We start from the raw sequence: 26914 nt of genomic DNA, 5'->3' as shown, positions 1-26914 counted from the left end.
AGGCACGTAGCTCAGGGGGAGAGCGCCATCCTGACGCGGTGGATGTCCAGGGTTCAAATCCCTGCGTGCCTACCATTTTTAAAATCAGATAAAAACTTAGTAACTGTTCAGGTAGGCTTGAGAGGGGCATCAGAGGAATCATGTGGTGATGCCCTTTCCTTTGTTGGCCTTTGTTGGTTCAAGTCTGAGACTTGAACCAACAAAGTGGGAGTTGGAAAGCTAAGACGATGAAGGAAATCAAGATCACCTTACCGGATGGTTTGAGGGTCTCATATCCCGCCGGAGTTACCATAAAGGAGATCATTGCCTCGTGGAGGCACGATCTGTCTTCTATAGTTGCGGCTAAGGTGAATGGTGTTCCTGCGGATTTAAGCCATCCCCTTGGGGAAGATGTGTCTCTCGATGTGATTGATCTTGAGTCCAGAGAGGGTCTGGGGATTCTCAGACACAGCATGTCACATGTGATGGCCCAGGCTGTCAAGGAAATCTTCAAAGATGTTCAGGTTAGCATAGGTCCTGCCACTGAAGATGGTTTTTACTACGATTTTGAGTACGATAGAGGATTTACCCCGGAAGATATTGAAAAGATCGAGGTCCGCATGAGGGAAATAGCCGCTGCTGATTATCCATTTCAACGCAAAGAGGTATCGAGAGATGAAGCTGTTTCCCAGTTCAAGGAGAGGGGTGAGTCGTACAAGGTTGAGCTTTTAAATGATCTGCCGGAAGACGTAGAAACGGTCAGTCTCTACAGTCAAGGGGGATACCTGGACCTCTGCCGTGGACCACATATCTCCTCGACAGGGATGATCAGGGCCTTCAAGCTGTTGAATGTGGCAGGTGCCTACTGGCGGGGTAACGAGAAAAATAAGATGCTCCAGCGGATCTATGGAACCGGCTTTGCGACGGAAGAGGCGCTCGCTGAATCTCTCCAACTAATCGAAGAGGCCAAAAAGAGAGATCACCGGAAGCTGGGAAAAGAACTGAACCTTTTTCAGATAAATGAGGAAGCAGGAGCAGGGCTGGTCATTTTCCATCACAAAGGCGCCATATTGAGGGAAATCATTGAAGACTGGGAGAAGAAAGAACACTTGAAGCGTGGTTATAAAATGGTGATGGGGCCGCAGATCTTAAAGCTCGATCTCTGGAAAAAATCGGGGCACTTCGATCATTACCGGGATAGTATGTATTTTACCGAGGTGGAAGGTCAGTCGTACGGTGTAAAACCCATGAACTGCCTCTCCCACATGCTGATATACAAAGCAAATATCCACAGTTACCGGGATTTGCCCGTCCGGTACTTTGAGCTCGGCACTGTTCTCCGGCACGAAAAGACCGGAGTTCTTCATGGTCTCATGCGGGTGCGACAGTTTACCCAGGATGATGCCCATATCCTCTGTACACCGGAACAACTAAATGCCGAAATTAAGGCAATTGCCGATTTTGTCGCTTATGCGATGGACATCTTCGGCTTTAGCTATGAGGTAGAACTCAGCACAAGGCCGGAAAACTCTATCGGTTCGGATGAAAACTGGGAAATGGCCACGACTGCCTTAAAAGAGGTCCTGAAAGATAAGGGTATCGCCTATGAGATTAACGAAGGAGAGGGGGCATTTTACGGGCCAAAAATTGACTTCAAGCTGAAGGATGCCCTGAAGAGAAAATGGCAATGTGCCACGATTCAGTGCGATTTTACCATGCCTGAGCGGTTCGATCTCAGCTACATAGGTGCAGATGGACAAAAGCACCGGCCTGTGATGTTGCACAGGGTGATTCTGGGGGCTATAGAACGATTCATGGGAGTATTGATTGAACATTACGGGGGGGCTTTTCCTGTCTGGCTCTCGCCGGTCCAGGGTATTCTCCTTACCGTAACGGACAGGCATATCCCCTATGCTGAGAAGGTTTACGGTCATCTGGTTGATGCCGATTGCCGGATAGAGAAGGACTTCAGAAATGAAAAATTGGGATACAAGATCAGGGAGGCACAGATGATGAAGATTCCCTACATGCTGGTGATCGGAGACAGGGAAATGGAATCGGGCCGGATTTCTCCCCGCGAGCGGGATGGAAAGAACCTGGAAACCATTGGTGTGGAAAATTTTATTGACCTGATTCGGGAAAAGTGCACACAGTTTAAATGAGTGTGAAGTTTGAAGTGAGCTAAAATGCCTAAAGTCACAGAAAAATCAAAAACTTTAGTCACTTCACACTTTAGTTCACTTTAGTCACTTTTCCGCTTTATCCGGGTTAGGAGGTGTCGTATAGTCAAGGAATTAAGAGTAAACCGCGAAATCAGGGCTGCCACTGTCAGGGTTATTGATCCTGACGGGCAACAGCTGGGTGTTATGTCTGTGGCAGATGCCCTGGCGGAAGCTGGTAAGGTGGGTCTGGATCTGGTAGAGGTATCTCCCGCTTCTACACCGCCTGTTTGCAGGATCATGGACTATGGAAAATTCAGATACCAGCAGAGCAAGAAGCTCCAGGTGGCGAAGAAAAGCCAGAGTACGATTCAGATCAAGGAGATCAGGGTAAGACCCAAGACCGTGGAACACGATTTACAGAGGAAGATCAAGCATATTAAAAAATTTCTCGATCAACGCGATAAGGTGAAAATAACAATGATTTTCAGGGGACGGGAAATCACCTACACCGACATGGGCATGAAGATCATGGAGGAGGTAAAAAATGCGCTGGCAGACACATGTATTATTGAGCAACATCCCAGGAGGGAGGGGAGAAATATGACCATGATTGTGGCGCCAAAGAAGTGACAGTAACTACCTGGGAGAGCAGTTACAAGTGACGTAACTGCTCAGGAGTCAGAAGTCAGGAGCCAGAATCCAGAATAGAAGCACAGTACTGGTATTCTTCAAGAGAAGCTTTTGTAATATTATACCTGGCTTTATCCGGCTTTGCCTTTTTCTTAAAGCTGGCTCCTGAATTCTGGCTCCTGGCTCCTGAGTAGTTACCAAGTGACAAGGGAATAATGAGGTGATTGTATGCCAAAGTTAAAAACACACAGGGGGATGGCAAAGCGATTTTCCGTTACAGGAACGGGAAAGATAAAGAGGAGTAAGGCCTATGCGAGCCATCTCCTAACAAAGAAGACGGCAAAAAGGAAGAGAAATTTGAGAAAATCTACCATTCTCGATAAGACGAACGCCGGGGCGATTAGGAGGTTGATCCCATGTCTTTGGTCGTAAGTCGTAAGTCATTATGTCAATGACATATGACGTACGACATATGACGTATGACGTATGACGTATGACGTATGACATATGACATATGACGTATGACTTATGTTGTATAAGGAGATAGAATAAGATGGCGAGGGTAAAGAGAAGCATAACCGCCAAGAAAAAGAGGAGAAAGATCCTGAAAATGGCAAAAGGGTACTTCGGCGCCAGAAGCCGCTTGTTAAGAACAGCTACGGAAGCGGTAGAGAGGGCCATGAAGTATGCTTACAGGGACAGGAGGACAAGGAAGAGAGATTTCAGGAAACTATGGATCGCCCGTATCAATGCCGCTGCCCGTACGCAAGATATGTCATACAGCCGGTTGATCGCAGGTATGAAAAAAGCGGGCGTGGTGATTGACAGGAAGATAATGGCCGACCTGGCCATTCATGATCCCCAGGCATTTTCAGAGGTCGTCACCCTTGTCAAGGCCAGGCTAACAGCGTGATAGGAAACCTTGAAGAACTGCAAAAAAAGGCGGAAGCCGACCTAAGTCTCGCAAAGACGCAAGAGGAGGTTCTTGCCGTCAGGACTAAGTATCTCGGGAGAAATGGTCTTCTAACCAGGATTCTCCGGGACATCAGGAGTGTCACACCTGAAGAGAGGCCTCTCTTCGGGAAACTTGGTAATGTCATCAAAGAAACCCTTTCCGAGAAGATAGAGAATATCCTGAGAGGGATAGCCGAAAGGAACAGAGAAGAGGCTCTCCACCATGAAAAGATTGATGTGACTCTCCCCGGCAGGGGGGTGAGGCATGGCCGCATCCATCCAGTAACTCAGGTCTGTCAGGAGATATGCGGTATATTTGCCGGGTTTGGATTCTCGGTTGTTGAAGGCCCGGAAGTCGAACTGGATCACTACAACTTCGAGGCCCTGAACATTCCCAAGGACCATCCTGCGAGGGATATGCAGGACACGTTCTATGTGGAAGATAATATCGTCCTGCGCACCCACACATCTCCCGTCCAGATCAGGGTCATGGAAAAGCAACGGCCACCGGTAAGGATCCTCTCACCCGGGCGGGTGTACCGGCCCGATTCGGACATCTCCCACACCCCCATGTTCCACCAGATTGAGGGTTTGCTGGTTGACAGGGAAATTACCTTTGGAGACCTGAAAGGCATTCTCACATCCTTTCTCAAACAGGTTTTTGGTGAGGATACAACCCTGAGATTTCGCCCCAGTTTTTTCCCTTTCACAGAGCCTTCCGCCGAGGTGGATATTCGGTGCGTCATGTGCCACGGTAATGGCTGCCAGGTATGCGGTCAGAGCGGATGGCTTGAAATCCTCGGCTCGGGGATGGTGGATCCCGAGGTGTTCAAGAACGTAGGCTACGACCCGGAAGAGGTGTCAGGCTTTGCCTTCGGCCTTGGCCTGGAGCGAATCGCCATGCTCAAATACGGGATAGCGGATATCCGGCTGTTTTTTGAGAATGACTGGAGATTCCTGGAGCAGTTTTAATCATGCTTCTCAGTCTGAGATGGCTTAAAGATTATGTGGATATAGAGCTCACGCCCGTGGAACTTGCCGGGTGTTTGACCATGGCAGGTCTTGAAGTGGATGCCATCCATGAGAGGGGCCCCTCCTTTACCGGAACGGTTGTGGCAAAGATTCTCTCTATTAAACCCCATCCCGAAGCCGATAAACTTTCCCTCTGTGAGGTAACCACAGGGGAAGACGCGTATCCTGTGGTCTGTGGCGCCGGGAATATACATCCCGGTGATGTTGTTCCCCTGGCAAAAGTGGGGGCAACGATACCGGATGGTATCACCATCAAGAGATCAATGATCAGAGGAAAGGTCTCGGAGGGGATGCTTTGCTCCGAGAAGGATCTCGGCCTCGGTGAGGACACGACAGGGGTCATGATCCTTCCCGCCGACCTTACTATCGGTCGTAACCTAACAGATGCCCTTGATTTAAAAGATACAGTTCTCGATGTCGTGATCACACCCAACCGTGCCGACTGTCTGTCTGTTATTGGTGTGGCCCGTGAGATTGCAGCGATTACCGGGAGAAAACTGAGGTATCCCCGGATCACATTTTCGGAAGAGGGGGAAGACATCCATCACGTTACGTCGGTTGCGATCCTCGATCCAGACCTCTGCCCCCGCTACAGTGCCAGAGTTATCAGGAACGTCAGGGTAAAACCTTTTCCCCTCTGGATGCGCTTGAGACTTGAAGCGGTGGGCCTGCGGGCCATTAACAATATTGTTGATTGCACCAATTTTGTCATGATGGAATTAGGCCAGCCCCTACATGCCTTCGATTACCATCTCCTCGAAGAGGGTCGCATCGTGGTCAGAAGATCCCGCCCGGGGGAGATATTCACATCCCTCGATGGGAAGGAGAGGAACCTCCCGGCAGATACGGTACTGATCTGCGATGGCGCGAAACCTGTGGCCATCGGTGGTATCATGGGCGGACTTAATTCCGAGGTCAGAGAGAATACAGAAACTGTTCTTCTGGAAAGCGCCTATTTCAATCCCTCCTCTATTCGTAGGTCAGCGAGAACGCTGGGGATGGGTACGGAGTCATCCTTCAGGTTTGAGCGTGGTTGCGACCCCGTGGGGGTGATCAGGGCGCTGAACAGGGCGGCCCAGTTAATCGCGGACTTTTCTGGTGGGCAGATCTGTAAGAATTACATTGATCAGTATCCTAAAAGGATAGAAACGGTAAGTATCCCCCTCCGGCCCAAAAAGGTCAAACAAGTCCTCGGCACCGCGATTGACAGCAGTGAAATGATCGGAATTCTAAAAAGCCTCGAAGTGATCGTCAACAAGGTGGACAGGGATGAGGGGGTGTACCAGGTTAATCCACCCACATTCAGGGTGGATATTACGAGAGAGATTGACCTTATCGAAGAGATCGCCAGGCTCTACGGTTATGACCGCATACCCATAAAACTGCCCAATGTTTCTGTTACGCCAGTCACAAAGGATCCCAAAAAGATCCTCGAAGACAGGATAAGGATAGTTCTTGTGGGATATGGATATTCCGAGGTAATCAATTACAGCTTTATCTGTCCTGGGTCGGTGGATATTCTCGCCCTAAGAAAAGATGACGAACGGCGGCAACTGGTGAGGATAAAAAATCCCCTCACGGAAGATCAGTCAGTGATGAGAACAACCATTGTCTACAGCCTTCTTAATACATACGAGAAAAACACCCGGGACGGCTGTTTTGACCTCAAGATATTCGAGATAGGAAGGGTCTTCTTCCAGAGAAAAGAGGGTGAACTTCCCTGCGAGAAGAACCACCTTGGCTGTCTCCTTGCAGGCTTACGGTATGATGACTTCTGGCGCTCTAAGTTGCACGCAGATTTTTATGATCTGAAGGGATGTGTTGAAGGTCTTTTTGATAATCTAAAAATTTCGGATGTAAAATTTAGCTTAGATAACCCGGAGACCTTTCTCCACCCGGGAAGGTCCTGCAGAATCTACATCTGTGGTCAGTTTGTCGGGTTCCTGGGGGAGGTGCATCCAAATATTCTTACCAGTCTGGGCTTAAAAAATCGGGCTATAATCTGCGAGCTTGACTTAGATGTTCTGGCCGCCAAATTTCCCCACAGGGTCCTCTATAAGGAAGTTTCAAGATTCCCGTCAAGTTCGAGAGATGTGGCCTTTTTAGTCCCTGAAACCCTCGAGGCAGATAAGATAATTAATTTTGCCCTCGGAACCGGTGAAGAATTACTTGAAAAAGTTCACATTTTTGATATATACACGGGTCAGGGTATCCCGGAGGGGATGAAGAGTCTCGGATTGAGATTTTCATATCGTTCTTCCAGCAGGACATTGACGGACGTTGAAGTCAATCAGGTGCATAGTAGGATTGTAAAAAACATAGTTGCCTCAGCCGGGGCAAAAATCAGGGGAGAAGAAATGCAGCTTTAGGCATAAGATCAGAGGAGGAAAGAGATGACAAAGATTGACATAATCCAGAATGTATGTGACAAATTAGGGCTTTCAAAGAAAGATTCTGCAAAAATCGTGGAGTCGGTGTTTGATGTTATGAAAGACTGTCTGACGCGAGGTGAAAAGTTAAAGATTTCCGGTTTTGGCAATTTTATTATTAAGGAAAAGAAATCCCGCCGGGGCAGGAATCCCCAGACCGGCGGTGTTATAGAGATATCTGAGCGGAAAGTATTAACTTTCAAATCAAGCCAGGTGCTCCGCAAGGTGTTGAACGAATGAATATCGCCCTAATCTCGATGACAGATCACATAATCTAAAGTGAACGATCTTTTTTACGATCATGTCCAACCGTCCAGAAACCATCTCTGGCTGTCGTTACGATTCAACCTATCAAGACAGGCAAAATGCCTGCCATGCTTTATATTCCAACACTTTTTTTAACCTAAAAAAATTCGTTTTCCCCAATCCTTAGCCATAACCGTAGGATTTTGTATGGATACATTGATTCCCGACAAAGCATACTTTCGTATCGGTGAGGTCAGCAAAATACTCGGTGTTAAGCCTTATGTGATCAGGTACTGGGAATCTGAATTCAAAACGATAAAACCTATTCGTACAAAGTCCGATCAACGGCTTTACAGGAAAAAGGATGTCCAAGACCTGGTAATTATCAAAAACCTCCTCTATACGGACCGGTTCACCATCAGTGGTGCAAAAAAGCAACTGTTAAAAACAATAGGCGAAACGGTCCGTGCTGGTGAAGATCCCGATCAGAAACGGTTAGTAGAAATTAAAAGGGGATTGCAGCAGATCAGGGATATGGTGAGTTAATGTTTACTCGATCTCTTTGAAGCCTTAAGTGGATTGAGTTTTTGGACAGGTTCGCTGGTTTCCTTCTTGAGGTGTGATGCTTTTGGACAATTTCCGGATAGCCATTTGCTGGCAGGATCGGGATAGACCCTGCAATACTGACCAGCAGGATAATTTATAACATTATTGCAGGATTCGCACCTATCAATAATAACATGACATCTACCTCCATTAAATACGCAACCTTTCTTGGTCATAAAAGCGCATTCAGACCCGACTTTGATGGTTTGACAGACCATTATTAGAAATCCTCCCTTTCTATATCCTTAAATAGTAAGCGTTCAGTATCAGCTTTCAGTTTTCAGTGAAAGCGGGATGATACCAGGGGTAGAGGCGTATTGCAATACGCCCCTACCCCCAAGAAAAGTTCTCATACGTAAGTTTTTGTTTTGACCTGTCTTACTGATCGCTGATAGTTGACAGCTTATAATTACGAGGGGGGCTTAGCTAACAAAAAAAATAATCCATGTCAAGAAAAAAATTGTCACGCAGAGTTAATTGACTTCACGTAACATTTGTGTTAGTCAAGCTCGTCAATCTGCTAAAGGATGGGAGGGGCTCTTTCCAGGAAAATTCAGGAAACAGAAGATATAACCCAGGAACAAAATATTTTGGACTGCTATATCTTGTCTCTTTCAGTTGCGGAGCAAAGGAAAGCTAATCTTTTGACATGGTGGAAATAAGAACTTTTGAAATAAAAAACGAACTTGGCCTTCATGCGAGGGCTGCAGCCAAGATGGTAAACGTCTCAAACAAATATAAATCAAAGATATTTTTTGAAAGAGATGGTAAAGAAGTTAACGGAAAGAGCCTTCTCGGCATTTTAACACTTGCCTGTCCTTATGGAGGCCATATTACAATCAGGGCAGAGGGAATAGATGCCAGCGATGCCGTTAAAGCCCTCGGCAGGCTAATCGAAGGTAAATTTGGAGAAAATCAATGAGTTCTGATGTGTTGAAAAAGACCTATCTTTTAAAAGGAATTGGCGTTTCTCCTGGTATAGCAATAGGGAAGGCTTATCTGTTTAACCGTCTCGACCCCCAAATATCCTTTTACAAACTCAGCGATGCAAACCTTGTCTCCAAAGAGATAAAACGGTTCAAGAAAGCCCTGAAGGAATCTGAGAAACAACTCCTCGAAGTAAAAAATAAACTCGCTAATCTTGAGGTGATGGAGCCATTATACATTATGGATATCCATATTATGATTTTGAGAGACAAGAAATTCATCAATCATACGATCCAGCAAATCAAAGAGATGTCTGTCAATGCAGAATGGGCCGTGGGGATGACTATTGACAAATACAAAGAAATCTTCGCCAAGGTAGAAGATGATTATCTCAGGGGGCGGTTCAGCGATGTGCAGTACGTGGGACAGAGGGTTCTGAGGAATCTTGCCGGGGAAAAGCGAGAGGTAATTAATGTTGGTGAAGGGTTCATCATCGTTGCCCCAGATCTGTCGCCAGCGGATACAGCACAGATGAAGATTGAAAGGGTTCTCGGGTTTGCCACGGATATCGGGGGAAAGACCTCCCATACGGCCATTGTGGCCCAGGCGATTGAAATTCCTGCTGTTGTCGGCCTGGAAAACATTACCGGTGTAGTGCGGACTAATGACGATATTATTGTTGATGGTTCCTCCGGTTTGATCATTGTGAATCCCGCTCCAGAAATGTTAAAAAGGTACGAAGATAAAAAGGAGGATTACCAGCACGTCCAGGAGGATTTTCTTAAGGATGCCAATCTTCCTGCCATTACAAAAGACAATTATAGGGTGGAGATAGGGGGGAACATAGAATTTAGCGAGGAGATCCCTTCTGCGATAGCACATGGTGCAAATGGTATCGGCCTTTACAGAACTGAATTTATTTATATTAACAGGGAACAACTTCCGACGGAGGAGGAGCACTTTGCCAATTACAGACGCGTTATTGGGGTAGATGGTCTGACATGGTCAACCATTAGAACTTTTGATCTCGGTGGGGACAAGTTTTTCTCTGATCCCAAATTGGCCAAAGAGATGAATCCCCAGATGGGTTTAAGAGCGATCCGATTTTGCCTTAAGGAGGTTAACCTCTTTAAGATACAGTTGCGGGCCATTCTCCGTGCCAGCGCCTACGGCAAGACGAGGATACTGTTTCCCATGATCTCAGGGATCGAGGAGATTAGGGAAGCCAAAAAAATATTTTATGAAGTGAAAGATGAACTCCTTACCAGGGGTCTACCTTTGGGCAATGACATAGAGCTCGGTGTTATGATTGAAGTTCCCTCGGCGGTTATGATTGCCGATAAGCTGGCAAAGGAAGTGGATTTTTTCAGCATCGGGACCAACGACCTCATCCAGTATGCCTTAGCAATTGACAGGATCAACGAAAGGGTTACCTATTTATATGAACCACTTCACCCGGCAGTTTTGAGACTCATCAAACAAACGGTTGATGTTGGCCATGAAGCGGGTATACGGGTAGCCATGTGTGGGGAGATGGCGGGTGAACCGGCCTGCACGATGATCCTCCTCGGTCTGGAGCTGGATGAATTAAGTATGAATCCCTCAGCCATCCCGCGGATTAAAAAGATCATCAGGGAAACAACCCTGGAGGAATCCAAAGAACTCCTAAAAAAGGTAATGACCTTTTCCTCGGCAGTCGAGATTCGGGGATATGTAGGGAACTACATGCGTGAGCGATTCCCGGAAGTATTTCCCTTAAGCAATCTACGGGCTACTTACCCCTGATGGAATAAAAAGCAGATTTACCCCTGTATACGGCGTAATCACCAAGGTCTTCCTCGATCCTCAGAAGTTGATTATATTTTGCCAGCCGCTCACTTCTCGAGAGAGAACCGCTCTTAATCTGCCCGCAATTTGTCGCTACCGCCACATCGGCCATATAACTGTCTTCCGTTTCCCCGGACCTGTGGGATATCACCGTTGTATATCCTGCCTCCTTCGCCCTCTGCATCGTTTCCATGGTTTCGGTCAGGGTTCCGATCTGGTTGAGCTTGATCAGAATAGAATTGGCCACACCCAGAGAGATGCCTTTTTCCAGTCTTGTCTTGTTTGTTACGAAAATATCATCCCCCACGATTTGAATTTTAGAGCCCAGCTCACCTGTCAGGAGTTTCCACCCTTCCCAGTCATCTTCTGCCAGCCCATCCTCAATGGATATGATCGGGTATTTTTTGACCAGATCGCTGTAGAACCTGACCATCTCCTCCGCTGTTTTGTCAGGTTTCTCTTCCGCTGACAAGATGTATTTACCATCGCTGAAAAAGGAACTTGCTGCCGCATCGAGGGCGATAAATATATCCTTCCCGGGACTATATTTTGCTTTCTCAATAGCATCCATGATCAGGCAAAGGGCCTCTTCATTGGATTTGAGATTGGGTGCAAATCCACCCTCATCCCCCACCGCTGTGCTGTAACCTTTACTTTTCAGGACCGCCTTTAAATGGTGAAAAACCTCGGCACACATGCGGATTCCTTCCTTAAAACTTTGGGCACCAACCGGCATGATCATAAATTCCTGAATATCAACGTTATTGTCGGCATGCTTTCCACCATTTAAAATATTCGTCATAGGGATGGGGATATCCTTGGCGAAAATACCTCCTATATATCTGTACAGGGGCAGTTCTAAGGCCTCTGCCGCCGCTCTGGTACAGGCAAGGGAAACACCCAGGATGGCATTGGCCCCGAGGAAAGCCTTGTTCTCCGTAGCGTCCAGTGCAATCATCGCATAATCAATCTCTCTTTGCCTCATACAGTCCATGCCGATGATCTTCGGCCCAATTTTATGGATAATGTTGCTAACGGCCTTCTCCACACCTTTCCCGAGATACCGGTTTTTATCTCCGTCCCGGAGTTCAAGCATCTCATGTTCTCCCGTTGACGCACCCGATGGAACGGATGCGCGGCCGGTAATCCCTGAAATCAGTGTCACTTCCGCCTCTACAGTCGGGTTCCCCCTCGAGTCCAGTATTTCCCTTGCATGTACTCCAATAATTTCTGTCATATTATAGATCCTCCTTATATGGAATTCGTTATATACTATATCCTGCGGTTATTTCTCTGTTTTCCTATATACCAAACGGTAGCAATTTTCAATCCTATCTTCGAAAGCTATTCTCAAAAGTACATCTTGCAATACCATGAGGGGTACTAAAGTCCCTTGATATGTCCGCAGAATTTTTGTAAACTTCTCCCGCAGGAATCGTAAGGGAATGAATCGGATGTGACAGAAAGTAGAAAAACGGAGCTTTTCCTCCATCTAAAAAAATGGAAAGAATATGATGTCAGAAAAGATCATCTGCCAGAATAAGACGGCAAGGCACAACTACTCAATAGATGATACCTATGAAGCGGGTATTGTCCTTATGGGTACGGAAGTGAAGTCAGCGCGCGAGGGGAAGGTAAACCTGAAGGACAGCTATGCCCTGGTGAAGAATGATGAAGTGTATCTCCACGATATGCACATTGGTCCCTATTCACACGGCAACCGGTCCAATCACGATCCGTTGAGGGTACGGAAACTGTTACTTCACAGGAGAGAGATAAAGAAACTTTACGGCAAGTCCCGAGAAAAGGGACTAACGCTGGTTCCTTTAAAACTGTACTTCAAGAATGGGAAGGTAAAGGTGGAAATTGGCGTTGGCAGAGGTAAGAAACTATATGACAAAAGAGAGCACCTCAAGATGAGGCAGCACCGACGGGATATGGAAAAGGAGTTCAGCATGGGAAATCTTAAGCGATAACAACAGCGCCAGGCCAATATTTTTATTGACTTTAATATAAAAATGTTTATAATAAATGAAAATGATCTTTATATAACCTCTCAGAACAATTGGGGGCGCCACGGTTTCGACGGGGATAGTGAAGCTGTAGAAGCGTACCGAGGTTCCTACAGGCCTCGTTAAATAGGTAGGAAACATATAATCGCAGACAACTACGATTACGCTTTAGCCGCTTAGACGGCTAACGTTCTCCTGAATCCGCCTGTCGGTTCAGATGAGGACGTCATTAAGGCAGGATAGCTTTTCTCCCTTTCCTGGAGTGAGAAGGGCGACACAAAAACAGGATAGCACCGGATTAATCCTGCCTTTGGGAGTTTTCCGGGGCGAATACAAAGCAAGGGATATGTACGTAGAAGCTGCAGTGGAATATTTTCGGACGCGGGTTCGACTCCCGCCGCCTCCACCATAATGAATTTTTGGAGTTTTCTGCCTCGCCTTCGGCTCGGGCTTCGGCGGGCAGAGCATAAAGATAATTCCAAGGTCTTTTGAAATCTACCCAAAGTTTCCCACAAATAACCGGAAACAGTTGCCTATATTCATGAGGTGTGATTTAGTTACCAGGTATTCACACCTATAAAAAGATTAGATTGATCAGTTCAGCTTATATTCATCCTCCTTAAGGTATCTTGAATCAGAAAGGTGGGAATGATTCCCTCCCGGAGGATCACCGGAGGATGAGCGCTTACATCGAGGATAGTCGTTCCGCTCCCCCCCCGTGTCGGTCCCCCATCAACAACAGCATCAATACGATTCCCGAGATACTGAACAACTTCGCCGGCTGATAAGCATTCACCTTCCCCGGACAGATTGGCGCTGGTGGCCGTAATGGGATGGGAGAGGGTCTTTGTTAGGATGGTTGCTATGGGATGGCTGGAAATACGGATGCCAATCTTCCCTGTATCTCCCGTCAGCCGGGAGGGTATGCTCGAAGATGCCCTGAATACGAAGGTAAGTCCCCCCGGCCAGAATTTTTCCATGAGCCAGTGGGCGGTATCGGTTATTTCATCAACCAGGCCGATTAAATCTTTTCGGTCTCCGACAATCAGGGAGATTGGATTTTTAAAATCTCTTCCCTTGATCAGGAAGACCTTCTCCACAGCCTGTTCGTTTTTCCCGTCGGCACCCAGTCCATAAAAGGTCTCGGTGGGATAGGCGATAACCCCTCCCCTTCTCATGATCCGGACAGCTTCAGCGATCAAGGCTACATCGGGATTGGATGGGTCAATCTTCAGGATTTCTGGCATGAAATATCTTCTTGTCTTTTTTCGACCTCCCGTGCCATGTCCTGTATATAGGCCTGCAACTTTTCGCGCAGGTCCCCATCCTCCAGGGCCATGATCCTGACGGCCAGCAGGGCCGCATTTTTTGCCCCTGCCTTTCCGACGGCCATCGTGGCAACCGGTATCCCGCCAGGCATCTGCACGGTGGAGAGAAGGGCGTCCAGCCCCATGAGCGACGTGGCCTCGAGAGGGACACCGATGACCGGCAGGATGGTCTGGGAAGCGATTACCCCGGCGAGATGGGCTGCCGCTCCGGCCCCGACGATGATGACCCTGATGCCCCTTTGCGCCGCTGTTCGGGCAAAGGATGAGGTCCTCTCCGGCGAACGATGGGCCGACGTCAAAAAAACCTCGTAAGGGATGCCGAAGGTATCGAGTATCCGAATGGTCTCTTGCATGACAGGGAGGTCAGAGTCGCTCCCCATGACGACACTGACGGAGACCGCTGTTTTTTCTTCCATATTGATCATCTCCCATTAGTGTTTGAAGTGCCTTGTTCCGGTGAAGATCATCGCCATCCCGTGTTCATCGGCGGCGGCAATCACATCTTTATCCCTGATTGATTCGCCGGGTTGTACGACGGCTGTAATACCGGCTTCGGCGGCAATGTCAATGCCGTCACGAAAGGGAAAGAAGGCATCCGAGGCAAGAACGCATCCTTTCGTCGGCAGATTTGCTTTCATACCGGCGATCCTTACCGAATCCATCCGGCTCATCTGTCCTGCCCCCACGCCGACCAGTTGGTCTCTCGCGGCAAAGACAATGGCGTTTGATTTAACGTGTTTCACCACCCGCCAGGCAAAATCGAGGGCCTGGTACTCCTCTGCCGTTGGCGCCCTCCTGGTCACAACCTTTGCCTTTCTGATATCGAACTCCTCGCAGTCTCTGTCCTGGATGAGGAGCCCCCCCGCAACTCTCCTGAAGTCATAACCGGCAGGCTGTTTCCCGCAAGCCGGTGGGATCTCCAGGACCCTCATATCCTTTTTTCCGCCTAATATCGCGATGGCATCCCCGTCAAACGCCGGGGCGATGATAACCTCGATAAAGGTCTCTGTTATTGCTTCCGCCGTTTTCCTGTTCACCGGACGGTTGAAGGCGACAATCCCTCCGAAGGCGGATACGGGGTCTGTCTCCCGTGCTTTCCGATAGGCCTCTGAAATGTCGGAAGCGGAGGTCGCCGCACCGCAGGGGTTGGCGTGCTTGACAATCACCGCGGCGGGCAGTTCAAAGTCGGATACCATCTGCCAGGCCGCATCGCTGTCCATGATGTTGTTGTAGGATAATTCCTTTCCCTGGCGCTGCCGTGCATTGGATATGGCGGAAAGAGGGGGTCCCATCTCCCTGTAGAAGGCGGCCTTCTGATGGGGATTTTCCCCGTAGCGGAGGTCCTGCGCCTTAACAAACTGGAAGGTGAAGGTATCGGGAAATACCTTCATTCCCCCCTCGGGAACTATCCTGCCAAGATAGTTGGAAATGGCGGCATCGTATTTTGCCGTCAGTTGAAATGTCTTTACCGCCAGGGCAAAGTTGGTGTCCTCCGTGATCTTTCCCCCCGTTCCCCTCATCTCTTTTAATATTTTCGGGTAATCCTCGGGATCGGTCACGACACTGACAAAGCGGTAGTTTTTCGCCGCGGCCCGGAGCATGGTCGGCCCACCAATATCTATATTTTCCACGGCCTCCCGGAGAGTGCAGCCTTCTGCCACGGTATCCTCGAAGCGGTAGAGATTGACCACCACCATGTCAATCAGACCTATCCCCTGTTCTTTAAGGGCTCTCATGTGCCCTCCATCATTCCGCAGGGCCAGAAGACCACCGTGTATCTTCGGATGAAGTGTTTTTAACCTGCCGTCCATCATTTCGGGGAAACCGGTATAATCAGAGACATCCGTGACTTTTATTCCCTCGCTTCTCAGCTTGGAAGCCGTTCCCCCCGTGGAGAGGATCTCCACAGGAAATTGCGAAAGCTCCCTGGCAAACTCTACAATCCCTCTCTTGTCTGTAACACTGATCAGCGCCCGCCTGATTTCGTTCATTGCCATAATCTCCTGTTGAGTTATTTCAGGTAAACAGGAAGCTTTTTCTATCGCCCCCTGATTTCTTGCATATGCTGGATTCTCTTTTTGACTAACTCTTCTGTGCCGATGTCGGATCTGTGGTCCACGGGCCCCCTGATGGCCGCCACGGCGCTTTCCGCAATTTTTTCCGCCTCACCGAGGTGATCGGCTATGCCCACCACACCGATTGCTCTCGAGGTGGTCATATACAAACCGTCTTCCCTCCTGTCAACAGAAGAATAGTACAGCCGTGCGGCGCCCACATCGCCAACCTCAATTTTTGACGATAAAGATACAGAATCGGGATGCTCACCGGGGAGGCCGTATCCTTTCGGAACAATATATTTGCAAACAGTTGCCTTTCTCTCAAATTCCACATTCATCCTGTCGAGAGCGCCATCAATGATGGCCTTGCACAGATCAATAAAATCTGTTTTTAAGAGAGGGAGGACATTCATCGCCTCGGGATCACCGAAGCGGGCGTTATATTCAAGTAACTTGACGTCAGACCTTGTAACCATGAATCCACCGTACATGATCCCTTTGTAGTATTCTCCCGTCTCTCTATATATAGCATCGGCCACCTGCCGCGTAATGTTAAGACCTTCCGCGATGTCCTCAGGACGCAAAAAAGGCAGGGTATGGTCTTCACAGGAATATGAACCCATCCCCCCCGTGTTCGGGCCTCTATCGCCGGCAAATCGTCTCTTATGGTCCTGGACAGGGGGTGTTGCCACGACGGTTTTGCCGTCACAGAGGCACTGAAGGGAGAATTCTTCCCCCTCCATCCTCTCTTCAATAATCACATTCCCATATTCCTTCAGGATGGTCCGGCAGCAGTCCATCGCTTCTTCCCTGGTCTGAAAGTGATCTCCCTGCACCATGACCCCCTTGCCACCGGTCAGTCCATCGGGCTTGATGACAATACCGTCCAGTTCGTCGAGAAACTCCCTAATGCCATTCAGAGAGGAAAATGTCTTAAATCCTGGATTTCCCGGGATCCGGTATTTTTCGAATAAACGCCTCGTGAAGGACTTTGAAGTCTCGAGACGCGCCAGGTTCTTTGAGGGGCCCATGGACGGAATCCCCACCTCTCTCAGGGCATCGGCCACTCCATTGTTAAGTGGTTCTTCGGGACCGATCACGGCAAAATGAATATGACATGCCCTCGCAAATTCACTGATTGCCGGAAGTTCACTGTAGCTGCCAATGGTAACCTTTTCTGAAAGTGAGGCAATGCCGGGGTTGTTGGATTTCATGTAAGAGAAAAGTTTCGGTTGCCGGCTCGACCGGGCAAGGGCCTCAGCGATGGCGTGTTCCCGGGCGCCATTGCCGATCAAAAGTACGTTCAACATCTTGACATGTCCCTATCATTTGCTGCTGTAAGCCGCTGATCCTGGCGAAAAATGGTCTTTGCGAGGAATGGCGGTTCCCTGATGGAAGGTGAATTTAGAACCCTTATTGACGTTGGTTAAAAGGAGGGGGGTACTGGAAGTTTCCTGTGTTTTTCTTCTTCGACTTTCTTTTTTCTCTCAAACTCCATCCTTGCAAAATACTCCTTTTGTTTTGAACCTTGATCATCTCTATGGGCAGCTCCCTGCCACAATGCTTACAAACTATTGCATCTTCTTTAATAATCTCTGCACAGTAAGGGCACTTTTGAGTATACCCTTCAGATACCATAGGTGAAAGCACTGCAATAACAACAATAAGTAATGGGATAGCCGCACATAGTACAAACCACCATACGGGGCTACGACCTTTTCTTTTAGCTACAATGCTTCCGATAATGCCTGCAATGATAAACAGTAAGACATATCTAAGCAATGGGGTTCTCTACCTTTTTTATGATTATTCGTTTATCTCTTCTGTATATCACCTACGCCAATAAATGGCACAGCTCCACCGCCTGTAACCTGGGGGAGGATCCCATTCCATTTATCTATAGCCTTGAGATTGGCCTCTATCTTTCTTAGCTCTATAAGATCCGGTGAAATATTTGCCCTCTGCAGTCTCAGGGACTCTGCCTCTGCCCTGGCTGCTGTGATCTTCTGCTCTGCCTCAATCTTTATCCTATCCAGGTCTCTCTTTGCCTTTAGCGCAAGCTGTTCTGCTGTTTGCTTTGCCTCAATAGCCTCTGCAAATACTCGTGAGAAGCTGAATGCGACGATAGAAAATGCATCAACTGCTATGTTGTGCGCTATGAGTCTTTCAGCAAGGTTTGCCCTCATTGCCTCGCTTACCGCTGGCCTCTTTGTGATAAGCTCTTCTGCTGAATACCTGGCTGACACAGCTTTCATTACCTCTTGTATTGCAGGGTCTATAATACGCTCCTTGAATTCTACCCCAAGGGTTTGATAGACAACATTTGCCCTATCAGGTGTGACATGATAGTTAAGCGCAACCGATGATGTCACATCCTGAAGATCAGCCGAGCCGGATACGGCTTCAGTCACTGCCTTCTGCACCTTGACATCCATTATGGCAACCTTCTGCATGATAGGTATCCTGAAATGCAGTCCTTCATTCAACACCACATCTTGAACAGCGCCAAAATTAAGGACAACCCCTCTTTCACCAGCGCCAACCTGAACCCATGGCCTTAAAAACAACAGGAAAAACACCAGAATTGCTCCAATAATCCATGCCAGCCTGGGGACTTTCTTCATTATAGACTGCATGTCCTCTTTTGCCCTGTAAACATCTCTCTCATTCATTGTGCTACCTCCTTTTTTTTAGTTTTTTGATAATATCGGAAAAAATTCTCCGTGTCAAACAAATACGATAAAAATTGTTCTGTCTTTTCCATGCAAAATCTGGTATATCTTTCGGACAAAGAGCGAACGGCCAAAGAAGGCAGTCCGTTAAAAAAGACTGATCCGTTCGGGAATTATTTAACTCAAGACATTGTAAGCTTGGATCATCAGATTACATTCAACGTTGCCTCTCTCTTTTTTCTCTTCCTCCTCTCAGGATTTTTTTCCTGTTCCGAGGCCGCCCTCTTTTCCCTGACCTCCCTTCACCTGCACAAAATGGCAACGGAGCGTTCCCCCTTCCTGTCTTACGTTCTCAGTCTTCTCAAATACCCCCGGAGACTCCTGATCACCATTATCGTTGGTAACGAGACCGTAAATATCACTATATCTGTTCTGATGGCCTCTCTTTTCATCTATCTTCTCGGCACAGAGGGGAGGTGGGTTGCCATTGCGGTAACATCTTCCCTGCTCCTCATCCTCTTAGAGGGTATCCCGAAGACCTTTGGCGTTACCCGCCCCATACAGATTTCCTCATTTGTTGCCCCTCTTTTAATGTTCTTTTCCCGGATTGAACGACCCATCGTGTGGACCCTGGAGAGGGTATCCGGATGGTTTGTATCTCTTCCTCCACGAGATGATGCGAGGAATGGCGGTTCCCTGATGGAAGATGAATTTAGAACCCTTATTGACGTTGGTCAAAAGGAGGGGGTACTGGAAGAGTCCCAGCGGGATCTCATCCATCGGGTCTTCGATCTGGCCGATAAGCCTGTCTCAGAGGTTATGGTCCCCCGGGTAGATATATTTTGCCTTCCCATTTCCCTGAGTATGGAGGAGTTGGAAAGAGAAATTATCAAAACCGGGCATACAAAAACACCTATTTATGGAACTGACAAGGATGACATTCGGGGGATTCTGTTTGTTAGGGACCTTGTGGGTAGAATCTCAGGGAAAAGACCGGCTCATGTAGAAACACTTTTAAGAAAACCTTATTTCGTCCCCCTGGAAAAAAGTGTTGGTAGCCTGCTCCTGGATTTTCAGGTAAGGAAGATGCAAATTGCCATTGTGGTTGATGAATACGGCGGCGTTGCAGGTCTGGTGACCCTCGAAGATATTGTCGAGGACCTGTTTGAAGATATCTACGATGAATATGGTGTCAGGGGAAACCTGTGGGAGAGGATAGATGACAGAACGCTCATGGTGTCGGGTAAGTTGTCAACCGATGACCTCAACGACCTTATGGATATATCCATACCGGCGGAAGATTATGAAACGGTGGGTGGCTTCGTTTTCCATCTTTTCGGAAAACTGCCATCACCAGGGGAAGAGGTGCATTTTGGGGAGGGGGACTGTATCTTCAGAGTGGAAAGAATGGGCAAGGCCAGGATTTTAACGATAAGGGTAGAAAAAAAGGCTGAACAAGATGAGTGATAACCTCTTGTCTCTCCTATTGATAATACTTTGTTTATCTCTGGAAGGTTTGTTTTCCGGGGGAGAGATTGCCCTCATAAGCTCTGACATTAACAAGATCAGACAGAAGGCCAGAAGCGGATCACGATCCGCCGCGCTTACAATTAAACTTTTAGAAAGACCGGAGTGGTTTTTCGCAACAGCCCTGACGGGAACCAATTTATGCGCTGTTACCGGCACGACAGTTGCCACCGCTGTGTTTATATCTATCTTTGGAGCGGTTCAGGGTGGGATTATGTCCGCCGTAGTGATGGTGCCAACAGTCCTCCTTATGGCTGAGATCATTCCCAAGAGTATATGTCAGCAACATGCGGAATTTGTGGCCACAAGACTCTGCTGGTTTATCTGGATAGCATCATGGATACTGTTTCCCGTAGTCTATCTAATTTCGAGAATATCCCGGGGAACCGTTAGTATCTTTACGGGAGAAAAAGATGTTAGCCCCTCCCCTTATATAACGAGGGAGGGGTTAAAGGCCATTCTCAGCAACAGGGGACCCCGAAGTGACATTCTAAGCAGAGAAAAGGAGATGGTCAAGCGCATCTTTGATTTTAGTGAGGTGACTGTCGGTAAGATCATGGTTCCCTTATCTACGATGACTGCCCTGCCGGTGACGGCCACACTCCGGGAAGCTTCTCTGCTTGCGGCAGAAAAAAAATACCTGCGTATTCCCGTTTACCGCGACCAGACATTCAATATCACAGGTATTCTTCATTATTTTGATCTTCTCAATGCCTTGCACGGACATGACCAGGGGGGCCGGCCCCCCCTGTCTGAAGACGATACTACCGCCTCCTGTCTCAGACCGGCGGTATTTTATGTCCCAGAAACGAAACTGGCAAAAGAGCTTCTCGTTGAGCTACAGGGAAGGGGCGAAAGAATGGCTATTGTTGTTGATGAATACGGCGGCGCTGTGGGTATCGTAACAATTGAAGACATCCTGGAGGAGATCGTTGGTGAGATTGATGATGAATACGGAGAAAAACTGTACAAAAAGATCGGTCCGGGGAAGTATCTTTTCCAGGCACAGATCAGTGTGGAACAGATACGCCGGATGATTTCCCTCGAAATTCCTGAAGGAGACTATGAGACTCTGGGTGGATTTTTGCTTTACAGGATGGGAAGGATACCAAAGAGGAAGGAGACACTTAGAGATGGTGACATACTCTTTGTGATTGAAGATGCCGATATGAAAGCCATTAGAGAAGTTCTGGTTGTATTTCCTCCTGAGATCAAGTTAAGTGCCTAAAGTGAGCTAAAGTTAGAAGATATTACCTTAACTTTAGGCACTTCAGACACTTTTTCATTAGGTAAAAACATGACGGGAAAAAGAAGACGCTTGTGTACCATTATCCTTGCTGCCGGCAAGGGAACGAGAATGAAGTCTGATCTGGCAAAAGTGCTCTATCCTATTTGCGGGAAGCCCATGCTGACGTATCCGGTGGATGTGGCCAGGGCGGCTGGTTCAGAGAAAATTGTAGTCATCATCGGGCATCAGGCATCCCTCGTTAGAGAAGCCTTCAAGGATGAAGGATTAATCTTTGTCGAGCAACGCGAGCAGTTGGGTACCGGCCATGCCGTACTTCAGGCACAGGAACCATTCCCTGATTATGACGGTACCATCCTTATCCTCTGTGGTGATGTGCCCCTCCTCCGGTCTTCCACGGTTCGCGCCCTGTTTGAATATCATATTTCAGAAAACTCGGTAGTTACTGTTCTTACAGCTACCCACGATAATCCCTCAGGTTACGGGAGGGTGGTCAAGGGGGAAAGAGGGGAGGTCCTGAGAATTGTGGAGGAACGAGATACTACGGAGGAGGAGAAGAGAATCAGGGAGATAAATAGCGGGATATACTGCGTGGAAAGTAAATTTCTCTTTGAGGCACTGGCAAAAATTGGGCGTGAGAACACCCAGGAAGAGTATTATCTGACGGATATTGTTGAGATTGCATGCAGGGAGGGCCACCTGGTCAGATCGTTTACCGCAAGCGACCCCAAGGAAGTTATGGGTATCAACACACCTGACGACCTTAAAGTCGTATGTCGTATGTCATAAGTCATAAGTCATAAGTCATAAGAGGAGGGCCACGCTCCGTCGTGGCCATAAGACGTAAGACTATCCTTTCAGGGCCGGAGGGACTTTTAAGGGAACAACCACCGGCTTCACAAATCTCTTGACCAGCTCTTCCGTATCGCCGACATTCAATTTATGGAACAGGAAGGAAAGCTTATCTTCCAGTTCCTTACCGAGGGCATGCAACGTATCCGAGGGAAAATGCCATAGTTCTCTTTTGAAGGGACCAAACCCCTTCTTTCGGGTCTTATAAATAAACTGTTCCTCTGTATCGCCCTCTTTCCGCTCGCTGATGAGTTCCGTTTTTAGATAGTGGTAAATCTTATCCCTGAGCCCGGCAGGAAAGTTCTGACTGTCGTAAATGATATTTTGAAAGCCCGTCGCCAGATGGATCTCCGCCGTTTTGATCGCGGGGAATTTATCAAAGGCCTCATCGGGGAGGGTGGAGGCCCCATGTTGAACAGCACCGGCAAGGCCATATTCTGTCCTCGCAACCTCGGATAGCTCTTCAAGGGTAGCAAAATCAATCTTCACTTTAGCGATACTGCCATCTGGTAGAGGAACGCCGCCATGCGTGGTACCAGTCTGGACGCTGATCTTACTGATGCCCCTCAGATCTTCGCCGTTTTTTTTCAGTTCTTCGAGATAACCATCCATAAAGGCCCGCAACTCCTCGACAGTGCTGTTTTCCCCCCCTACTTCACCGATCTCACCGCCCACAGAAATTGTCACACCGGCAGGTTCCAGATCCCGGATCATGGTCGTCAACTCTGCCGCCAGGGTATAATTCATCTTCTGTTGTTCGGCCACCGTGGGTTTCGTCAGATCCACCAGTGTTGAGGTATCAATATCAATATTATAAAATCCGCCTTCTATAGCTTCCCAGATCAGATCTTTGACTGCCTGAACCTCTGCTGCCGGGTCTTTGAGGAATTTTTTTGCACTTACCTGGAAATGGTCCCCCTGCATAAACAGAGAACCACAGTACCCGCATTTGATGGCCGCAGCCGTCACTGCACTGGTGTATTCCGCCGGACGCTGGAGGGTATAACCGATCTCCGACCGGGCGATCTCAAAGATCACGGGCCCCACACGGTTCTTTATGGCGGCACGAATAACGGCCTGGGCAACTTCATAGGTGAGACCACGGATGTTGATGGCCGGTACCGTAAAACCAGACACCTCCTTGCGACCCATCGCCTCATAGAGAGACTGGATAGACGCAGAAACAACCCCAAGGGACGCCCCGGCCCGCCTGATCAGCCATCGGGCAGCTTCCCTCGTTTCTTGACAGGGACTGAAGACGGCGGAATAGATCAGAGCATCAATGAGAGAACACCGGAACCTCTCCTCATCAAGTACCATGACATCATCGCCGGCAACCTCCAGTATCCCCTCCAGACCTTTTTTCAACTGATCCATATTTTCATAAATCATAGAACTCACCCCTTTAGAGCTATGTAGCGGCCTGAGCTTCCTCCCGGAAGCACTTCACACGCTCGAAGTTGGGGAGATCCCGAAGACCGGGGGGATCCCCCCAACCTCCTGCACTATTTCAGGGTCTTTTCCATTTGCCTCTGGGCACGGCGGAACTGCGGGTCGGCACACTCTGTGCCATCGGTATCAATGAATTCCATCATCTCATAATATTTACATCGGCTGGCATCTATATTGAACATGCACATCAGCCCTGCTTCCCCCTCCAGAACAAAAATGGGCGGGTCTACAAGGAAGTTACTCCCCATCTTCAAGACCCCGCAAGATCCCCTTCCATCGGATGCATAGGCGTTTTCGGAAAAGTTCTTACACTTCCCACAGGCCTTATCGGGTACGGTTTCTCGACCTTCTACGCCTTTAGCCGTAGAGAACTGACTGGTCATACTCTTTCGCATCTGTTCCCATTCCTCTCTTCGCGATCGCACCATTTCCTTTCCTCCCTGTTTTAAGCTGTTCGTAGTCAAAATTAGCCTAATCCCTGAACGGTCCTCTGGATAATATTGTCCTGGGTCTTACGGCTGATGTCCACAAAGTGCGCGCTGTAACCGGCAACCCGGACAATTACCTCGGAGTACTTCTCGGGATCTTTCTGAGCAGCTCTCAGGGTTGAATCGTCTACCATGTTGAACTGTACATGGTCATTCCCCAGGTCAGCCCATGTCTTCATGTATGATCTCCAGAGGTGGTAGCCTTTATCACCGGCAAGCTGGATCGGGGAAAGCCGCTGGTTCAGCAGGAAGGCACGGCCTTGAGTTATGTGATCAATCTTGCCTACGGACTTTAAAACCGCAGTTGGTCCTTTTCTGTCAAGACCTGGCCCAGGAGAGACACCACCGTCATAAAGAGCGTCGCCCAGTCTGCGGCCGTTGGGCAGAGCACCAACGATATTGGCATAGTGGATGTTGCCACTCACGTTCTCCGGTAGAGCTGGAAACGGTTTCCCCTCCGGACCCTTTATCTCCCAAGAGTGACGTGCAATCTCCTTTAAGCAGCGAACCATGATGCTATCCACGTAATCATCGTCGTTACCCCACTTGGGCGCATTTCTCACGAAGTCAAGCCGCATTTCTTCATCGCCGTCCCAGTTGGCCTCGAGGGCAGTTATCAACTCTTCCATAGTGTACTTCTTTTCATCAAAAACTAACTTCTTAACGGCTGCAAGGCTATCCACGTTCTCCACCCAGGTGAACCAGGTAATCCATGTATTCCCCCGCTCCCCATTAGAGGGATCAACAGCGTCCGTCCCCGTCTCAACCGCACGTTCATAGCAGGCGGATAGCATGGGTCTTGAGTAGAATTCGGGGTCTTTGACCCGACCAAGGGCCACGGTACGTATAAGAATGTTCATTATCCATTCCATCTGCTTGACCCAGGCGGCAAATAATTCCTCAAAGTCCTTAAACTTCCTGGCATCACCAGTCTTGGGTCCCATTTGCATATTGACCACCCGATCATAGCCATTGCTCAAGGCATACTCGACCATTTTGGCAGTATTGGCTGTGCAGGAGGCCATACGGAAAGGCTGACAGCCGTATTTTGTAGTGGGACATGGTGACATGCAGGCCTGATTTACCCACGTCCTCATTTCCTTTAATGGATGCCCATGCCAGTACATCCCATTGGCGATCAGGACAGGATCGTTACGTACGTTCGGATACCCAAGACCATGCCTGATGCACTCGAATACCTCTCTGAATACCTCATCCTTCACTCTGGGATGCCACCTGAAGGAAAAGGTCGGATTTGCCACGCGCACGAACCTTGCCGCCTTCATTAGCGCAACGGTCATATCGTTGCAGGCATCATTGCCATCTTCGTCAACTCCACCAATGGTCCATACCCAGGTACCAACGATACCCTGAAGCCCTTCCCTGGTCCACCTGGGCGCAAACATACCAATCTCATACGCCCTGATCATGAATTCACCGATCAATTCGAGGGCTTCATCCTCTGTCAAACGCTTATCGTCTTTTACGTCTCTGTCATAGAAGGGACCATGAATATAGTCAGGACGGCAGGGCCAGGCAAATTCTCCCGCCTCATACCTGTTCAAAATATTCACGAAAAGATCAAACTGGATGGATTCCTGCAGGTTTCTGGGCGGCTTGGCCGGTACCCGCTCGCAGGTTTCAGCAATTCTCAATAGCTCTTCCCTCCGTTTGGGATCACTCTCAAAGTTATCAGCTATAATCCGTGCAAGCCGTGCGTAGCGCCTGGCATAGGCGATGGCGGCCTTAAGCACAGTCTGCATGGCTTCCCACTTATGAAACTTTTCATAGTAGGAAAAGATTTCTGGACTTGGAGTGCCATGGGTTATCTCCTCGGCCTTCTCCATCTCTCGATCAATTTGATCAATTATGGCCTCAAAGCCTTTAAATATGAAGCCAAAGTCCCTGGTGGCATACGTTACGGCAGAGGAAGGGGTACCCCAACCGATGGCGCCACTCATAAACTTGACCCCATCCTCAGGATCAACAACCTTTGTGAAAAGATCCAGCGATGTCTTACCTCCCCAATAGTCATTGAACTCCGCTATAAGCTTTAACGATTCTTTCTCCGGCTCCGGTATGATGCCGGTCTCATTATAGATCTCTTCATTAATCATACTTGCCGCCTGCCAGTGCCATGCCATCGTATGGGGAGCGCTACCGAGGTACCCAACAAGTTGAGCCTGATCAGTGATAAATATGGGTATATTCTCCCACACATTAGCCAATGCTCTGGCTTTCCTCAGTATGATGGGGATGTCCTCGTTTTCCCTCCACGCTTCGGTGAAGAGCCGGGGGAAGTCGAGGCAGATCTTGAGACCAGGTGTATATACCCCACCAAGCGCTCCCTTCTTCCACACAGCCTTCCTCAAATAGTTAAGTCTCTTGGAGCGGGCCTTCTCAGCCACATCCCACCACTGTCGTTTCTCTACCAATTCCTGAATTTCCTTTTCCTTTGCCATCGTTTCCATAATATCACCCTCCTTTG

General features: G+C 48.4%; 25 protein-coding genes, 1 tRNA gene and 1 other RNA gene. 16 read left to right on the top strand and 11 right to left on the bottom strand.

Annotation, left to right across the window (positions count from 1 at the left end):
* The 9 genes from QMD03_03395 to QMD03_03355 all read left to right on the top strand — a co-directional run bounded on the left by QMD03_03395 (nt 1) and on the right by QMD03_03355 (nt 7978).
* Nucleotides 1-75, top strand: a tRNA-Val gene (locus QMD03_03395).
* Between the two features lie 152 nt (nt 76-227).
* On the top strand, nt 228-2141 hold the full coding sequence (gene thrS / locus QMD03_03390; GenBank protein MDI6776275.1) for a threonine--tRNA ligase: 1914 nt from the start codon (nt 228-230) through the stop codon (nt 2139-2141).
* A 120-nt stretch (nt 2142-2261) separates the two neighbouring features.
* On the top strand, nt 2262-2771 hold the full coding sequence (gene infC, locus QMD03_03385; GenBank protein MDI6776274.1) for a translation initiation factor IF-3: 510 nt from the start codon (nt 2262-2264) through the stop codon (nt 2769-2771).
* 228 nt (nt 2772-2999) lie between these two features.
* The gene (rpmI, locus tag QMD03_03380) at nt 3000-3203 is read left to right on the top strand and encodes a 50S ribosomal protein L35 (protein MDI6776273.1); all 204 of its coding nucleotides are present in this window, start codon (nt 3000-3002) and stop codon (nt 3201-3203) included.
* A gap of 121 nt (nt 3204-3324) precedes the next feature.
* On the top strand, nt 3325-3684 hold the full coding sequence (gene rplT, locus QMD03_03375) for a 50S ribosomal protein L20 (GenBank protein MDI6776272.1): 360 nt from the start codon (nt 3325-3327) through the stop codon (nt 3682-3684).
* On the top strand, nt 3681-4697 hold the full coding sequence (gene pheS / locus QMD03_03370) for a phenylalanine--tRNA ligase subunit alpha (protein MDI6776271.1): 1017 nt from the start codon (nt 3681-3683) through the stop codon (nt 4695-4697). The genes rplT and pheS overlap by 4 nt, the downstream gene beginning before the upstream one ends.
* Nucleotides 4698-4699: 2 nt before the next feature.
* Nucleotides 4700-7126, top strand: coding sequence for a phenylalanine--tRNA ligase subunit beta (gene pheT / locus QMD03_03365; GenBank protein MDI6776270.1), 2427 nt, complete (start codon nt 4700-4702; stop codon nt 7124-7126).
* Between the two features lie 24 nt (nt 7127-7150).
* Nucleotides 7151-7426 carry an integration host factor subunit alpha gene (locus tag QMD03_03360; GenBank protein ID MDI6776269.1) on the top strand — a complete coding sequence of 92 codons (276 nt, stop codon included), beginning with the start codon at nt 7151-7153 and terminating at the stop codon, nt 7424-7426.
* Nucleotides 7427-7639: 213 nt separating this feature from the next.
* Complete coding sequence (locus tag QMD03_03355; GenBank protein MDI6776268.1) at nt 7640-7978, top strand: MerR family transcriptional regulator; 339 nt, start codon at nt 7640-7642, stop codon at nt 7976-7978.
* On the opposite strand, the gene QMD03_03350 is transcribed toward QMD03_03355, so the two are convergent.
* A complete protein-coding gene (locus tag QMD03_03350) occupies nt 7975-8214 on the bottom strand; it encodes a PxxKW family cysteine-rich protein (protein MDI6776267.1) in 240 nt (79 codons plus the stop codon). The genes QMD03_03355 and QMD03_03350 overlap by 4 nt on opposite strands.
* A gap of 473 nt (nt 8215-8687) precedes the next feature.
* Here QMD03_03350 and QMD03_03345 point away from each other — a divergent pair, with 473 nt between their 5' ends.
* Together QMD03_03345 and ptsP are read left to right on the top strand one after the other, a co-directional pair.
* The gene (locus QMD03_03345; GenBank protein ID MDI6776266.1) at nt 8688-8960 is read left to right on the top strand and encodes an HPr family phosphocarrier protein; all 273 of its coding nucleotides are present in this window, start codon (nt 8688-8690) and stop codon (nt 8958-8960) included.
* Nucleotides 8957-10750 (top strand): phosphoenolpyruvate--protein phosphotransferase, encoded by a 1794-nt coding sequence (gene ptsP, locus QMD03_03340; protein ID MDI6776265.1) that lies wholly within the window; start codon nt 8957-8959, stop codon nt 10748-10750. The genes QMD03_03345 and ptsP overlap by 4 nt, the downstream gene beginning before the upstream one ends.
* Here the strand turns inward: ptsP and eno are convergent.
* The gene (eno, locus tag QMD03_03335) at nt 10737-12029 is read right to left on the bottom strand and encodes a phosphopyruvate hydratase (protein ID MDI6776264.1); all 1293 of its coding nucleotides are present in this window, start codon (nt 12027-12029) and stop codon (nt 10737-10739) included. The genes ptsP and eno overlap by 14 nt on opposite strands.
* A 274-nt stretch (nt 12030-12303) precedes the next feature.
* Here eno and smpB point away from each other — a divergent pair, with 274 nt between their 5' ends.
* A complete protein-coding gene (gene smpB / locus QMD03_03330; protein ID MDI6776263.1) occupies nt 12304-12768 on the top strand; it encodes an SsrA-binding protein SmpB in 465 nt (154 codons plus the stop codon).
* Nucleotides 12769-12859: 91 nt separating this feature from the next.
* Nucleotides 12860-13213: a transfer-messenger RNA gene (gene ssrA, locus QMD03_03325) on the top strand.
* A gap of 190 nt (nt 13214-13403) precedes the next feature.
* On the opposite strand, the gene QMD03_03320 is transcribed toward ssrA, so the two are convergent.
* The 6 genes from QMD03_03320 to QMD03_03295 all read right to left on the bottom strand — a co-directional run bounded on the left by QMD03_03320 (nt 13404) and on the right by QMD03_03295 (nt 18861).
* A complete protein-coding gene (locus QMD03_03320; protein ID MDI6776262.1) occupies nt 13404-14051 on the bottom strand; it encodes an L-threonylcarbamoyladenylate synthase in 648 nt (215 codons plus the stop codon).
* Nucleotides 14036-14548: a 5-(carboxyamino)imidazole ribonucleotide mutase gene (gene purE, locus QMD03_03315; protein MDI6776261.1), complete on the bottom strand. Its 513-nt coding sequence runs from the start codon at nt 14546-14548 to the stop codon at nt 14036-14038. The genes QMD03_03320 and purE overlap by 16 nt, the downstream gene beginning before the upstream one ends.
* Nucleotides 14549-14563: 15 nt before the next feature.
* Entirely contained in the window at nt 14564-16123 is a 1560-nt protein-coding gene (gene purH / locus QMD03_03310) for a bifunctional phosphoribosylaminoimidazolecarboxamide formyltransferase/IMP cyclohydrolase (protein MDI6776260.1), read from the bottom strand.
* A 47-nt stretch (nt 16124-16170) separates the two neighbouring features.
* The gene (gene purD, locus QMD03_03305; GenBank protein ID MDI6776259.1) at nt 16171-17499 is read right to left on the bottom strand and encodes a phosphoribosylamine--glycine ligase; all 1329 of its coding nucleotides are present in this window, start codon (nt 17497-17499) and stop codon (nt 16171-16173) included.
* A 103-nt stretch (nt 17500-17602) separates the two neighbouring features.
* Entirely contained in the window at nt 17603-17971 is a 369-nt protein-coding gene (locus tag QMD03_03300) for a zinc ribbon domain-containing protein (GenBank protein ID MDI6776258.1), read from the bottom strand.
* A 32-nt stretch (nt 17972-18003) separates the two neighbouring features.
* Entirely contained in the window at nt 18004-18861 is an 858-nt protein-coding gene (locus tag QMD03_03295; GenBank protein MDI6776257.1) for a prohibitin family protein, read from the bottom strand.
* A 198-nt stretch (nt 18862-19059) separates the two neighbouring features.
* Between QMD03_03295 and QMD03_03290 the strand changes: the two genes are divergently transcribed.
* The 3 genes from QMD03_03290 (at nt 19060) to QMD03_03280 (ending at nt 22423) form a co-directional block, all read left to right on the top strand.
* On the top strand, nt 19060-20328 hold the full coding sequence (locus tag QMD03_03290; protein MDI6776256.1) for a hemolysin family protein: 1269 nt from the start codon (nt 19060-19062) through the stop codon (nt 20326-20328).
* Complete coding sequence (locus tag QMD03_03285; protein ID MDI6776255.1) at nt 20321-21616, top strand: hemolysin family protein; 1296 nt, start codon at nt 20321-20323, stop codon at nt 21614-21616. The genes QMD03_03290 and QMD03_03285 overlap by 8 nt, the downstream gene beginning before the upstream one ends.
* Before the next feature lie 69 nt (nt 21617-21685).
* Nucleotides 21686-22423, top strand: coding sequence for a sugar phosphate nucleotidyltransferase (locus QMD03_03280; GenBank protein MDI6776254.1), 738 nt, complete (start codon nt 21686-21688; stop codon nt 22421-22423).
* Nucleotides 22424-22483: 60 nt separating this feature from the next.
* Here QMD03_03280 and QMD03_03275 read toward each other — a convergent pair whose 3' ends face one another.
* From QMD03_03275 to QMD03_03265, 3 genes are all read right to left on the bottom strand, one after another.
* The gene (locus tag QMD03_03275) at nt 22484-23878 is read right to left on the bottom strand and encodes a class II fructose-bisphosphate aldolase (GenBank protein ID MDI6776253.1); all 1395 of its coding nucleotides are present in this window, start codon (nt 23876-23878) and stop codon (nt 22484-22486) included.
* A gap of 113 nt (nt 23879-23991) precedes the next feature.
* Entirely contained in the window at nt 23992-24366 is a 375-nt protein-coding gene (locus QMD03_03270) for a hypothetical protein (protein ID MDI6776252.1), read from the bottom strand.
* A 38-nt stretch (nt 24367-24404) separates the two neighbouring features.
* Nucleotides 24405-26897: a pyruvate formate lyase family protein gene (locus QMD03_03265; protein MDI6776251.1), complete on the bottom strand. Its 2493-nt coding sequence runs from the start codon at nt 26895-26897 to the stop codon at nt 24405-24407.
* Nucleotides 26898-26914: the final 17 nt, after the last annotated feature.

Source organism: Syntrophales bacterium (assembly GCA_030018935.1).
Lineage (GTDB): Bacteria > Desulfobacterota > Syntrophia > Syntrophales > CG2-30-49-12 > CG2-30-49-12.
This window is presented reverse-complemented; position numbering and strand designations above follow the sequence as displayed.